Origin of the sequence: Corynebacterium sp. H130 (assembly GCF_037572395.1) — a bacterium.
Classification (GTDB): Bacteria; Actinomycetota; Actinomycetes; order Mycobacteriales; family Mycobacteriaceae; genus Corynebacterium.
This window is the reverse complement of the sequence record NZ_JBBHLA010000004.1, coordinates 1-11,707: the sequence shown is the minus strand read 5'-3', so window position 1 is coordinate 11,707 and position 11,707 is coordinate 1. Positions and strand designations below refer to the sequence as shown.

The window sequence follows — 11,707 nt, the reverse complement described above, 5'->3', positions numbered from 1 at the left end:
CATGGTTGTCAATTTTCTCGGGCGCCCCAAGCAGCTTGCCGACGCCCCACCCACGGTCTCCTTGACCGATGAGCAACATCGGGTGGTGTGGATGAGCTGCGCTGTCCTCCTGGATTATCCAAGCGAGGACTTCGCAGATCGTGTTGCAGCGGTGTCGGCTACTCTGGGCGAGCTCCCGGAGTCCGTCACCGGACAGCTGGGCGCATTCATTTCCTTTGCCGAGTCGCACTCCCTGCGCGAGTTGCAAACTCACTACGTGGATACTTTTGATCAGCGTCGTCGCTGCAGCTTGTATCTGTCGTACTACGCAACGGGCGATACCCGCCAGCGTGGTGCTGCCTTGATCAGTTTCAAAGAAATGCTCTCTGCCTGTGGTTTCGAGCAATCTCGGGACGAGCTTCCCGATCACCTTTGCGTGGTGCTCGAAGCTGCGGCGCAGGAAACTGAGGGCATCGCTGCCGGAGTGCTCGCCACCCATCGCGATGGCATCGAAGTGCTGCGCTCTGCCCTGCACGATCGCAAGAGTCCGTATTCGCATCTACTCGACGCCCTCACAGCAACATTGCCTGAACTCGATGAGGCAACTCGTGAGCGCTACCTGTCCCTAGTTACCGCCGGCCCGCCTACGGAGATGGTCGGCCAGGCTCTTCCCTTTCCCACCAGTGAACCGGAGGCTCGATCATGAGTGCATTTGAAACCTTCCTGTGGGTCGTCTTCCCGTGGATTTCTGTCGCCGTGTTGGTGGTTGGCAGTATTTGGCGATTCCGCAATGACCAATACAGCTGGACGTCCCGCAGCTCCCAGTTCTTGGGCAACAAGCTGATCCGCTTTGCGTCCCCGCTGTTCCACTACGGCATTTTGTTCGTTGCCGTGGGCCATTTCATCGGACTGATCATTCCGAAGTCCTGGACCCGAGCAGTCGGTTTGTCGGATCACATGTACCACTGGGTAGCCACGATTCCGGGCACCATCGCGGCTATCGCTACGATCCTCGGCCTGATTGGTTTGTTGTGGCGTCGCCGCATGGATAAGTCTGTCTTCCGCGCCACTACCACAAACGACAAGATCATGTACATCATGCTGGCGGTTCCTATCGTCCTAGGCACCATTGCTACCGTGCAAAATCAGATCTTTGGTGGCTCCCACGGATACGACTACCGTGAGACAATCTCCCCATGGCTGCGCGGAGTGTTCAGCTTCCAAGCAGACCCATCCCTGATGGCGGACGTACCGATGTCCTTCAAGCTCCACATCGTGGCAGGGTTCCTGCTGTTCATGGTGTGGCCGTTCACCAGGCTCGTACACGCGATGACCCCGCCATTGCAGTACACCACCCGCCCATACGTGGTGTACCGCTCCCGCACCCCACACACCAGCACCCTGCCAAGCAACAAGGGTTGGGCACCGGTGTCCACCAACAAGCGCGCTGACGGCCAGATCCCTGGCGAAGGCGCATAGCTTTACGGAACTGACGGAAAAAGGGAACCTCTACCTCCCGAGACATCAAAAGATGTTTCGGGAGGTTAGTCGTCTGTGCCCACCGACTACTCTGGACATCAAGAAAGGTGGAAGATGCGGAAGAAATTGCTCGCGCCTGCGTTGATTGTCGCGCTGACCGGCGTGCTTGGCCTCACGGCCTGCGGTCAACAATCTGAAAAGCGGCCCCTCACAGTATTTGCTGCAGCTAGCTTGCACACTAGCTTCAAGGAAATTGAGAAGGACGTCGAAAAGCTGCACCCGGACCTGGACGTTGTGGTCTCGTTTGATGGGTCGCAGAACCTGGTTGACCAAATTGCGGCCGGGGCGCCGGCCGATGTCCTCGCCACCGCTGACCGGCGCTCGATGGAGCGCGCGCAAGAAAAGCTGTCCGTGTCAGCCTCCCCTTTTGCCACGAATTCCCTGGTCCTCATCACGGCGCCCGACAATCCCCACGGGATTTCCGCGGTCGATCAGCGCCTGAATGAGGTGAAGACTGTAGTCTGCGCCGAGCAAGTTCCGTGTGGCGCGACCACGAAGAAGGTGCTCAGCCAGTTTGAATGGCAGCTGCGTCCGGTAAGCGAGGAGCAAAAAGTTACTGATGTGGTGGGTAAGGTCCGCAGTGGCCAGGCGGACGCTGGGATTGTGTACCGCACTGATGCAGGTTCCTTCCATGCCGTCGACATTCCGGGGGCCGAGCAGGTTCGCAGCGACTATATGATCGCGAACCTCACCGGCGATAATCCCTTCACCGAGTATCTGCTCAGCGACGCAGGTAAAGCCCGACTCCAAGAGTTCGGTTTCGGCGCCCCATGACCGCGCCACGTTGGGTCTACGCCCCCGCGATCATCGCGCTAGCGATCCTGGGCATTCCACTGCTTGCCCTGCTTAGCGACGTTCCCTGGCCTGAAATCCCTAGGTTGCTAGGATCCACCGAAGGTGCCGCTGCGCTATGGCTATCGGTGAAAACCTCCCTGGTTGCCACGCTGATTATCGTCGTCATCGGAATCCCCCTGGCCATCGCATTGTCGCGCGCGGGGCGCTTTGCTCCAGCCCTGCGAGTGCTCGTCGTCGTCCCGATGACGATGCCGCCGGTCGTGGGAGGTCTTGCGCTGCTATCCGCCTTTGGCCGGCGCAGTTGGATCGGCTCGACGTTTCCAGCTATCGGCGAGTTCTTCGCTTTTTCCACCGCATCGGTCATCCTGGCCCAAATCTTTGTTGGACTGCCCTTCCTCGTCCTCAGCACAGAGTCCGCACTGAAAAGCCTGGATGTACGTTATGTAGAGGCAGCACGCGGGCTCGGCGCGGGGCGTAACCGAACGCTTTTTCAGGTGATTCTTCCGCTCATCGCCCCATCGGTATTGTCCGGCACGGCGCTCGCGATGGCACGCGCCCTGGGAGAATTCGGGGCCACACTCACCTTCGCTGGCTCGATGCCTGGCATCACTCGCACTATGCCTCTGGCCATCTACCTGGAAAGAGAGGCCCAACCAGAGCTTGCGCTGGCTCTGGCGGCCATCCTGCTCGGTCTGGCAACGTTTTTGGTGGCCTTGTCAGGGGTGACGCCGTGGCTGCTGGCGAAGGCGCGCAGTGGCCGTCGACAAGCCCTGCCGGACATCATTGAACTTCCTCCGGCTGTGGCGCCGCCTCAAACCGTCACCGTGGATGATCGCACTCTGAAGTTTTCCGGGTGGACCACGGTGATCGGCCCCAATGGCGCGGGAAAGACAACGCTGCTCCGGCGCCTGCGCCCCCGCCTTCGCGACGCCATCATCCTCACCCAATACCCCGCCCTATTCCCAAATATGACTGTGCTGGAAAACGTGCGCTTTGCCTGCCGCGACCGCGTTAGAGCCTGGAGCGAGCTCGCTGCGGTTGGAGCCACGGATCTCGCGCACCGCTACCCCTCAGAAATTTCGGGTGGTCAGGCTGCGCGGGTGTCTTTGGCGCGTGCGCTGGCTGCCTCGCCGCAGATTTTGCTTCTCGACGAGCCCTTGGCCGCCGTCGACGCTTCCTCCGCTTCAATGCTGCGTGATGTCCTTCGCACTCGTTTGTCAGACATTCCGGTGCTGATGGTGACCCACGATCCGGTTGACGTTGCACTGCTGGCCGATCAGCTCCTGGTAGTCGAGGATGGCCAGATCACTCAGTCGGGTGTCCCTGCGCGTATTTTGGCGGCCCCTTCCTCTAGTTTCGTCGCTGAATTTGCGGGGTTGTGTGCGCTTTCTGGTGTGGTTACTCAGGTGGATGAGGTGGTCACACTGACGTGTGGCAGTGTTGAGGTCCAGGGGCAGACGGATGTGCCACTTAGCGTCGATGAGTCTGTAACGGCCTTGTTCTCGCCCCGTGCTGTCAGCGTGGAGCCCCCGGGGGTGCAAGGGAAGAGCTCTTCTCGAAACGCTCTGCCAGGAACTGTCGCAGCGCTGAGCCACCACGGCTCCTACGTGCGTGTGGTCATCAATGCCGGTGGCGGGCAATTCTTCGCTGACGTCACCCCGCATTCTGCTTCGGAGCTCAAGCTGACGCCCGGCTCATCTGTCATTGCGAGGCTCAAGGCGTTGCAGGTGCGCGTCGTCCCGGGAGTCATCGGGAGATAGGGCATGCCAATTGGTCGGTCGATTCGCGTGAATCCTGGAGAGCGACTCTGAGGGGGTGGTGTGTTTGACGAAGTTGCTTTGACGAAGAATCAAGGTCGTCGCATCTCACCGCCCAGCCTGTCCTGCAATCTTCGTCAAAACAGACTCGTCAAAGTGGTAGCGGGCTAGTCCAACCAGACGCACATTTTGCTACCTAACCCATAAAAGAACTCCTCCACATTGCTGTGGAGGAGTTCTTTTGGTGTTTTACTTCTTGGCTTCAGCGACCCAATTCTTCAGGTCGTTGATGTCCTTGCCATTCTTGATGATGCGAGGAGAGGAAACCTTGCCAGTTTCCGTCTTCAGCTTCTCTTCGTTGGCGCGGAACATCGCAATTGCCTCGGTGTGCTCCTTTGGAGCCTCGGCGATCTTCTTCACGGTTTCGTCGTTGGCGCCCACCTGGCGCGCAGCCTCAGCGAAGTCCTTCATCTCCCACTTGGCGTAGATGTCGGCCTGCTTCTTCATCAGCATGTCGCGGAAGTTCCAGTACACATCTGCATCGCCCTGCTGCGCAGCAATCATCAGGGCATCCCCTGCGCGGGTAGAGTGACCATCCGTAGCCTCACCATCAAGGAAGTTCAGGGTGCGCACATTGACGATCAGCTCGCCGGCTTCAATTGCCTTCAGCATGTCACCGTCAGTAGCGATGGCCAGATCGGCACAGTGAGGGCAAGAGAAGTCCTCGTACAGATCGACCTGAGGGGTCGAGCTCGTCGACTTGGAAGACTTGAGCTGGTACGCGTTGTTCGTCATAGTCATCTCGACATTGACATCGGTCTTTTCGATGCCCTGAGTGACCTTTTCAATCTTGGAGTCCTTGTTGCTCATGAAGATGTAGCCGACGATGACCGCGGCGATCAGCAACACTGCGAGCAAAGCCCACAAAAAGCCATTGCCCTTTTCATTTGGGTTCTTGATCTTGTTACTCATGTTCGTCTCGCTTTGCATTAGGCACGTCAACTACGGATGAAGTGCAAGTTTTCTATATGGAGATAGTATCGCCCAGATGGCCATCGCCAAAAATAGGACATCTCGTGCAATCACCAGCCCCAACGAGCTGGGCTCACCGTCACCTGGGGAAAAACAGCCACAGTCTATCTGAAGTCCACGTACCGCAGCGGAGGCTACACCGACGATGAACCCTGCCATGATCAGTGCAGTCACCACGGCAGAGGGCACCACGAACAGCCCAATCAGCAGAAACAGTCCAAGCACCACCTCAACTGGTGGAAGCAGCATGGCAACTACCGACACCAGCGGAGGTGAAAAGATTTCGTACGCCTCGATGGATTGCCGAAACTCCATGGGATTCAGCATTTTCTGGATCCCAGATACCAACCAGATGAGCGCCAATCCGAACCTCGAGAAGGCACTGAGGATTGCAACACTCACTTTAGTTGACATATATACATTTCTTTCGGTTGTTCCTGCCAGCTCGCTAGGAGTTTTCGAGAACCGCCGAAACTAGCTGCTGAGCTTCCTGCTGGACCTGCTTCAAGTGCTCTTCACCCTTGAAAGACTCGGCATAGATCTTGTACTTATCCTCAGTACCAGATGGGCGGGCGGCAAACCAAGCATTTTCGGTTGTGACTTTAAGCCCACCAATGGCTGCGCCATTACCAGGAGCCTCAGTCATCTTAGCCACGATCGGCTCGCCAGCCAGCTCGGTGGCGGTCACCTGCTCCGGGGACAGCTTCTTCAGCACGGCCTTCTGCTCGCGGTTCGCCTCAGCATCCGTGCGTGCATATGCAGGAGCGCCATACTGCTCGGCCAGCTCAGCGTAGCGCTGGGATGGGGTCTTGCCGGTTACCGCAAGGATTTCCGCAGCAAGCAGGTCGAGAATGATGCCATCCTTGTCGGTAGACCACACAGTGCCGTCATGGCGAAGGAAAGACGCACCCGCAGACTCCTCACCGCCGAAACCGACGGAGCCGTCGATAAGGCCAGGCACGAACCACTTGAATCCGACCGGAACCTCGACGAGCTCGCGGCCGAGGGCAGCGACGACGCGGTCAATCATGGAGGAAGACACGAGCGTCTTGCCGACGGCAGTGTTCTCACCCCAGCCCGGACGGTTGGCGAAGAGGTAGTCGATGGCGACAGCCAGGTAGTGGTTCGGGTTCATCAGGCCCGCATCCGGAGTGACGATGCCGTGGCGGTCCGAATCTGCGTCGTTGCCGGTGGCGATATCGAACTTGTCGCGGTTCTGGATAAGAGATGCCATGGCGTTTGGCGAGGAGCAGTCCATGCGGATCTTGCCATCGGTATCCAGGGTCATGAAACGCCAGGTGGCGTCCACATCCGGGTTCACGACGGTCAGATCGAGACCGTGCTTCTCGGCGATCGCACCCCAGTAGTCGACCGATGCCCCACCCATTGGGTCAGCGCCGATGCGGATGCCAGCCTTCTTGATGGCCTCAATGTTGATCACGTTTGGCAGGTCGTCAACGTAGGAATCCAAGTAGTTGTACGGCGTCGCGCGCTCATCCAATACACCGTCGACACGGGTGAGCTCAATCCCCTCAAGCTCGTTAGCAAGTAGCTCATTGGCACGCTTGGCAATCCAATCGGTGGCGTCAGTATCAGCAGGTCCACCGTGAGGAGGGTTGTACTTGAAGCCGCCGTCTCGCGGTGGGTTGTGGGACGGGGTGATCACAATGCCGTCGGCACGCTCAGGCGAGTTGCCGAGCACACCACCCTCAAGCTTGGCGTTGTAGGACAAGATCGCGTGGGAGACTGCCGGGGTCGGGGTGTAGCGGCCACGGTCGTCAACGTAGACCTCAATATCGGTGGCCAGCAGCACCTCGAGGGCGGACAGCATGGCCGGTTCGGACAGCGCGTGAGTGTCACGGCCGATAAACAGCGGACCTTCGATGCCCTGCTGCTTGCGGTACTCCACGATCGCCTGGGTGATCGCAATGATGTGGTTTTCATTGAAAGCAGTATCAAACGCGGAGCCACGGTGGCCGGAGGTGCCGAAGGCTACCTGCTGATCCGGATTCTCCACGTCCGGTTCCAGGGTGTAGTACGCGGCGACCAGTGCCGCAATATCGATGAGATCCTCGGACTTGGCCGGTTGTCCCGCACGCTCGTGTGCCATGCTGTTCTCCTTCACGCGAATTGATACCTGGGTACGCTTTCCATCTTTCCCGTTTACCTGCGCCCTCGCAGGGGATGAGAGGCCCTCCACCCCGTCATTTTCCTCATTCGGGTGCATAACGGGGGGATTGGCACTTCCCTTTTCCCACCTCGCACGGCAGAATGTTATCCACATCACCCCAAACTATGCATGGGGGCGTAGAACATACAGCGGCAGAGGGAAGGATATATGTCAGATTTCAACACCCTTTTGGGTGACATCGATTCTTTTGTATGGGGTCCTTTCTTCCTCATTCCGCTTCTTTTGGGCACCGGTCTGATCCTGACGGTACGGCTCCGCGGCCTGCAGTTCCGAACCCTTTTCACTGCGTTGCGCCATGGACTGATCGACCGCAATGACCAAAGCGGTGAAGGTGACATCACCAATTACCAGGCGCTAACCACCGCACTGGCCGCCACCGTGGGCGTGGGCAACATCGTGGGCGTCGCAACCGCAATTTCGGTCGGCGGCCCTGGCTCGCTGTTCTGGATGTGGGTTACTGGCCTCGTGGGCATGGCGTCGAAATACACCGAAGCCTTCCTCGGTGTCCGATTCCGTACCACTGACAGCGCCGGCGAACAATCTGGTGGCCCTCAGTACTACCTAGAGAAGGGCATCAAGGGGCCAGTAGGCAAGATCCTCGGCCTATCCTTCACCGTCTTCGCCATCATCGCTAGCTTCGGCATCGGCAACCTCACGCAGGCCAACGCTGTAGCTACAGGTTTGCATGACGCTTTCGGCATCGAACCTCACATTTCGGGCATCATCATGTTCGTTGCGCTGGGCGCCGTTCTCCTGGGCGGTATCCAGTCGATTGGTAAAGTCACCGCAGCTTTCGTTCCGCTGATGATTCTGCTGTACATTGTCGGCGCAATCGTGGTGCTCATTATTAATGCTGAGAAGATCCCAGGCGCACTGGCCCTCGTCTTCACCGATGCCTTCACCGGCACCGCTGCAGCTGGTGGCTTCCTTGGTTCCTCCATCATGATCGCCCTGCAAATGGGTGTTGCCCGCGGCATTTTCTCTAACGAGTCCGGCATGGGTTCCGCGTCGATCGCCGCCGCTGCAGCCAAGACTTCCCACCCAGTCCGCCAGGGTCTGGTGTCCATGACCCAAACCTTCATCGACACCCTGATCGTGGTGTCCTTCACCGGCCTCGTGATCATCTCCACCGGCACCTGGAATCAGGGTAAGGAACACGCCGGCACGATGACCTCCGATGCCTTTGCCACCGGCTTGCCTGGCCACTACGGCGGCATGATCGTTTCCGTTTCCCTCGTATTCTTCGCCTTTTCGACGATCATCGGCTGGTCCTACTATGGCGAGCGCTGCATGGAGCGCCTGGTTGGACGCCACGGCGCCCTCCCCTACCGCCTGATCTTCACCGTGGTGGTGTTCTTCGGCGCAACCACTGAGCTGGAAACCGTGTGGACCCTGGCTGACCTTGCAAACGGCCTGATGGCGCTTCCAAACCTGATTGGCCTGATCCTGCTGTCTGGCCTGGTGGCGCGTGAAACACTGGCTTATCTTAAGTTCGATCCAAAGCTTCGCGCTTCCCACGAAGACGTGGCGCAGTTCCTGGTGGATCAAAAGACCGACTGGAAGTAGCTAAACTACTTAAGATGTGAAGGATTACCTGAAAGCGGGCTGCGGCGCCGGTATCGGTGCCGTGGCCCGCTATGCGTTTCTAGCCCTTGGTGGCCCCACCATCTGGGTCACGGTTGCCATCAACGTGCTGGGGTGTTTTCTCATGGGCAGGCTTCGTCCGGGCCTGTTTTGGGGAACTGGCGTCATGGGCGGTTTCACCACCTTCAGTGCTTTTGAACTGTCCCGCGATCCCATCGCCATGGCTGTCACGGTAGTCCTTTGCCTGGGAGCCTGGCACGTTGGCAACCTGTTTGCGGAAAGGTCAGCGACATGACTTTGCTTCAGGTCTTTCTGGGTGGTGCGATCGGCGGAGTGGGCCGCTTGTTCTTATCTCGCACACTGCCACCATTGTGGGGCACCTTCGTGGCCAACATGCTCGCCTGCGCCCTGCTTGGCTGGGCAACGTCTCACACGATCGCTCCCGTGTTTCTTGGGGCCGGTCTCGCCGGCGCACTATCCACCTGGTCGACGCTAGCCAAGGAGGTTGGCACGCTGCCAGCCCGCAAGGGCTTGGGATATCTTGCAATCCAGGTTGCGGGCGGCGCTGTGATTGTGGCGTTGTTCAACTAGGCAAAGAGAAAAGCGGTGACCTTTCGTTGTGAAGGATCACCGCTTTAGTCGTCGAGAAGCGCGGGCTAGACCACCAGGCCGAGCAGCAGCACGGACAGCAGACCGACAACCGACAGGATGGTTTCCATGAGGGACCACGTCTTGAAGGTTTCGCCGATGGTCATGCCGAAGTATTCCTTGACAAGCCAGAAGCCGGCGTCGTTGACGTGGGAGAGGAAGACAGAGCCAGCGCCGATGGCCAGCACCAGCAGCGCAATGTGGGTGTCCGACATGCCCGCAGCGGCAACAGGAGCCATGATGCCCGCGGTGGTGATGGTGGAGACGGTAGCGGAACCGGTTGCGAGGCGTACGGCGACAGCCACGAGCCATCCAGCGACCAGTGGGGACAGCGGAGCACCCTGGATCCACTCACCGATCACCTTTGCGACGCCCGAGTCAACGAGGGTCTGCTTGAAACCGCCCCCGGCGCCCACGATGAGCAAGATGCCGGCGATCGGGCCGAAGGACCCGCCAACGATGTCAGAAACTTCCTTGAGGTTCTTCCCTACCCGCAGACCAAGAACAACCATGGCGTAGAGAGCAGTGATCAGGAGCGCGACGAGTGGGCTACCAACGAAGCCGAAAGCGGTGCCAAGGCCGGACTTCGGGTCGACACCCGTCGTCTCCGCAATGGTGTTGGCCAGCATCAAAACAACCGGCAGGAGGATCACGGATAGCGCAGTGACGAAGCTTGGTCGGTCTTCGCGGGCAATTGGAGCCTTCGCATCGAAGGTGCCAGGTGCCTCGATTGGCACCCATTTGACCATCATTTTCGCAGCGATAGGGCCAGAGATGATCACGGTCGGGATCGCAACAAGGAGGCCGAAGCCCAGCGTCATGCCAAGATTTGCCTTCAGCGCATCAATAGCGATCAGCGGGCCAGGGTGCGGTGGCACAAGGCCGTGAAGCGCGGACAGACCCGCCAGTGCTGGAATACCCAGCAGGATCACTGGAGTCTTCGTGCGACGTGCCACCAGCATGACCACTGGAATCAGCAGAACGAGGCCGACCTCGAAAAACAGCGGGATGCCGATGATGAAGGCCAGCATAGCCATAACCCACGGCAGCTTCCCTACGCTCGTCGAACCGAGGAACGTATCCACGATCTCATCAGCGCCGCCCGAGCTGACCAGAAGCGCACCAATAATCGCGCCTAGCGCAATGAGGACGCCGACGCCGCCGACGGTAGATCCAAGACCGGAGCTAAACGACGAGAAAGTCTTGCCCAGTGGGATGCCTGCGGTCAGCGCCAAGGTGGCAGATCCGAGCATCAGGGACAGGAATGGATGAATCTTGGCAACGGTAATCAGCAGGATAATTGCTGCGATGCCAAGGCAAGCGGCGAAGATCAATTGACCACTAGGGGCCGCGGTCAATGGTGCCGAGTCAGCAGCGAGAATCAAGGAATTCATTTGCGAAGTCCCTTCACTGCAGCAATTACCTGATCAGCCAACTCGTTAACTGAGGCATTGATGTCCAAGGTAATGCCGTTTTCTTCTTCGCCAAGCTGTTCAAGAGTGGCAAACTGCGAAGGAAGAAGCGTGGTTGGCATGAAATGACCCGTACGTGCGCTCATGCGCTGTGCAATGAGCTCCTGAGGGCCAGAAAGGTGCACGAAGAACACTTTCCCAGAGGACCGCGAAAGCAAGTCACGGTAGGACTTCTTTAAAGCAGAGCAAGTCACGACTGTACTGTTGCCAGCCATTGCATTGGCACTCATCCAACGACTTAAGCTTTCGAGCCAAGGCCATCGGTCGTCATCATTCAAGGCGATGCCTGCGGCCATCTTGTCCTTGTTTTCCTGCGGATGAAAATCGTCAGCCTCGGCGTACGGCCACGACAGGCGCTGAGCCAGTGCGCGGGCTACCGAAGTTTTGCCACAGCCACTGACCCCCATGAGCACGAGGTGAATAGGTTGATGGTCCATCAAACCCTCCTTGTAGACAAATTATTATTAGTTCAGTATGCGCCTAATGGACCAAAACACCAAAATAGATTTATATGAACACAATCACGTCTATTGAGAGCAAAAATGGCGAAAGACCCAGGGGTTTTTCCCTGGGTCTTTCTGTTTTTATAAAGTTTTTGGTCGGCGGTGTCCTACTCTCCCACACCCTCCCAGGTGCAGTACCATCGGCGCAGTAAGGCTTAGCTTCCGGGTTCGGAATGGGACCGGGCGTTTCCCTTACGCTATCAACCA

General features: G+C 58.3%; 12 protein-coding genes and 1 rRNA gene. 7 read left to right on the top strand and 6 right to left on the bottom strand.

What is annotated here, in order from left to right:
• The first annotated feature begins 1 nt into the window (after nucleotide 1).
• From narJ to WG939_RS08175, 4 genes are all read left to right on the top strand, one after another.
• Nucleotides 2–685 carry a nitrate reductase molybdenum cofactor assembly chaperone gene (narJ, locus tag WG939_RS08190; protein ID WP_339984602.1) on the top strand — a complete coding sequence of 228 codons (684 nt, stop codon included), beginning with the start codon at nucleotides 2–4 and terminating at the stop codon, nucleotides 683–685.
• Nucleotides 682–1,458: a respiratory nitrate reductase subunit gamma gene (gene narI, locus WG939_RS08185; protein WP_339984600.1), complete on the top strand. Its 777-nt coding sequence runs from the start codon at nucleotides 682–684 to the stop codon at nucleotides 1,456–1,458. The genes narJ and narI overlap by 4 nt, the downstream gene beginning before the upstream one ends.
• Before the next feature lie 114 nt (nucleotides 1,459–1,572).
• A complete protein-coding gene (gene modA / locus WG939_RS08180; protein WP_339984598.1) occupies nucleotides 1,573–2,292 on the top strand; it encodes a molybdate ABC transporter substrate-binding protein in 720 nt (239 codons plus the stop codon).
• On the top strand, nucleotides 2,289–4,073 hold the full coding sequence (locus WG939_RS08175) for an ATP-binding cassette domain-containing protein (protein WP_339984596.1): 1,785 nt from the start codon (nucleotides 2,289–2,291) through the stop codon (nucleotides 4,071–4,073). The genes modA and WG939_RS08175 overlap by 4 nt, the downstream gene beginning before the upstream one ends.
• A 246-nt stretch (nucleotides 4,074–4,319) precedes the next feature.
• Here the strand turns inward: WG939_RS08175 and WG939_RS08170 are convergent, their stop codons facing one another.
• Genes WG939_RS08170 through pgm form a run of 3 tightly spaced genes read right to left on the bottom strand, consistent with a single transcriptional unit; the run spans nucleotide 4,320 to nucleotide 7,212 of the window.
• Nucleotides 4,320–5,042 carry a DsbA family protein gene (locus WG939_RS08170; protein WP_339984593.1) on the bottom strand — a complete coding sequence of 241 codons (723 nt, stop codon included), beginning with the start codon at nucleotides 5,040–5,042 and terminating at the stop codon, nucleotides 4,320–4,322.
• Between the two features lie 30 nt (nucleotides 5,043–5,072).
• On the bottom strand, nucleotides 5,073–5,516 hold the full coding sequence (locus WG939_RS08165) for a MauE/DoxX family redox-associated membrane protein (protein WP_339984590.1): 444 nt from the start codon (nucleotides 5,514–5,516) through the stop codon (nucleotides 5,073–5,075).
• A 34-nt stretch (nucleotides 5,517–5,550) separates the two neighbouring features.
• Entirely contained in the window at nucleotides 5,551–7,212 is a 1,662-nt protein-coding gene (gene pgm, locus WG939_RS08160) for a phosphoglucomutase (alpha-D-glucose-1,6-bisphosphate-dependent) (RefSeq protein WP_339984587.1), read from the bottom strand.
• A 228-nt stretch (nucleotides 7,213–7,440) separates the two neighbouring features.
• Here pgm and WG939_RS08155 point away from each other — a divergent pair, with 228 nt between their 5' ends.
• From WG939_RS08155 to WG939_RS08145, 3 genes are read left to right on the top strand one after another with little or no spacing between them, the layout of a single operon-like run.
• The gene (locus WG939_RS08155) at nucleotides 7,441–8,859 is read left to right on the top strand and encodes an alanine/glycine:cation symporter family protein (RefSeq protein WP_339984585.1); all 1,419 of its coding nucleotides are present in this window, start codon (nucleotides 7,441–7,443) and stop codon (nucleotides 8,857–8,859) included.
• Nucleotides 8,860–8,875: 16 nt separating this feature from the next.
• The gene (locus WG939_RS08150; protein ID WP_339984583.1) at nucleotides 8,876–9,172 is read left to right on the top strand and encodes a CrcB family protein; all 297 of its coding nucleotides are present in this window, start codon (nucleotides 8,876–8,878) and stop codon (nucleotides 9,170–9,172) included.
• Nucleotides 9,169–9,468, top strand: a complete 300-nt coding sequence (locus tag WG939_RS08145; RefSeq protein ID WP_339984580.1) for a FluC/FEX family fluoride channel — start codon at nucleotides 9,169–9,171, stop codon at nucleotides 9,466–9,468. Before WG939_RS08150 ends, WG939_RS08145 begins: the two co-directional genes overlap by 4 nt.
• Before the next feature lie 65 nt (nucleotides 9,469–9,533).
• Here the strand turns inward: WG939_RS08145 and WG939_RS08140 are convergent, their stop codons facing one another.
• The 3 genes from WG939_RS08140 to rrf form a co-directional block, all read right to left on the bottom strand.
• Complete coding sequence (locus WG939_RS08140) at nucleotides 9,534–10,919, bottom strand: GntP family permease (protein WP_339984578.1); 1,386 nt, start codon at nucleotides 10,917–10,919, stop codon at nucleotides 9,534–9,536.
• The gene (locus WG939_RS08135; protein WP_339984575.1) at nucleotides 10,916–11,434 is read right to left on the bottom strand and encodes a gluconokinase; all 519 of its coding nucleotides are present in this window, start codon (nucleotides 11,432–11,434) and stop codon (nucleotides 10,916–10,918) included. The genes WG939_RS08140 and WG939_RS08135 overlap by 4 nt, the downstream gene beginning before the upstream one ends.
• 160 nt (nucleotides 11,435–11,594) lie before the next feature.
• Nucleotides 11,595–11,707 (bottom strand): 5S ribosomal RNA (rrf, locus tag WG939_RS08130); the annotation flags it as partial.

What these genes read in the sequence shown, in the direction of transcription:
- narI (WP_339984600.1), top strand. Translation starts at nt 682, where the DNA reads ATGAGTGCATTTGAAACCTTCCTGTGGGTCGTCTTCCCGTGGATTTCT.
- WG939_RS08170 (WP_339984593.1), bottom strand. Translation starts at nt 5,042, where the DNA reads ATGAGTAACAAGATCAAGAACCCAAATGAAAAGGGCAATGGCTTTTTG.
- narJ (WP_339984602.1), top strand. Translation starts at nt 2, where the DNA reads ATGGTTGTCAATTTTCTCGGGCGCCCCAAGCAGCTTGCCGACGCCCCA.
- WG939_RS08175 (WP_339984596.1), top strand. Translation starts at nt 2,289, where the DNA reads ATGACCGCGCCACGTTGGGTCTACGCCCCCGCGATCATCGCGCTAGCG.
- WG939_RS08155 (WP_339984585.1), top strand. Translation starts at nt 7,441, where the DNA reads ATGTCAGATTTCAACACCCTTTTGGGTGACATCGATTCTTTTGTATGG.
- WG939_RS08135 (WP_339984575.1), bottom strand. Translation starts at nt 11,434, where the DNA reads ATGGACCATCAACCTATTCACCTCGTGCTCATGGGGGTCAGTGGCTGT.
- WG939_RS08145 (WP_339984580.1), top strand. Translation starts at nt 9,169, where the DNA reads ATGACTTTGCTTCAGGTCTTTCTGGGTGGTGCGATCGGCGGAGTGGGC.
- WG939_RS08165 (WP_339984590.1), bottom strand. Translation starts at nt 5,516, where the DNA reads ATGTCAACTAAAGTGAGTGTTGCAATCCTCAGTGCCTTCTCGAGGTTC.
- WG939_RS08140 (WP_339984578.1), bottom strand. Translation starts at nt 10,919, where the DNA reads ATGAATTCCTTGATTCTCGCTGCTGACTCGGCACCATTGACCGCGGCC.
- modA (WP_339984598.1), top strand. Translation starts at nt 1,573, where the DNA reads ATGCGGAAGAAATTGCTCGCGCCTGCGTTGATTGTCGCGCTGACCGGC.
- pgm (WP_339984587.1), bottom strand. Translation starts at nt 7,212, where the DNA reads ATGGCACACGAGCGTGCGGGACAACCGGCCAAGTCCGAGGATCTCATC.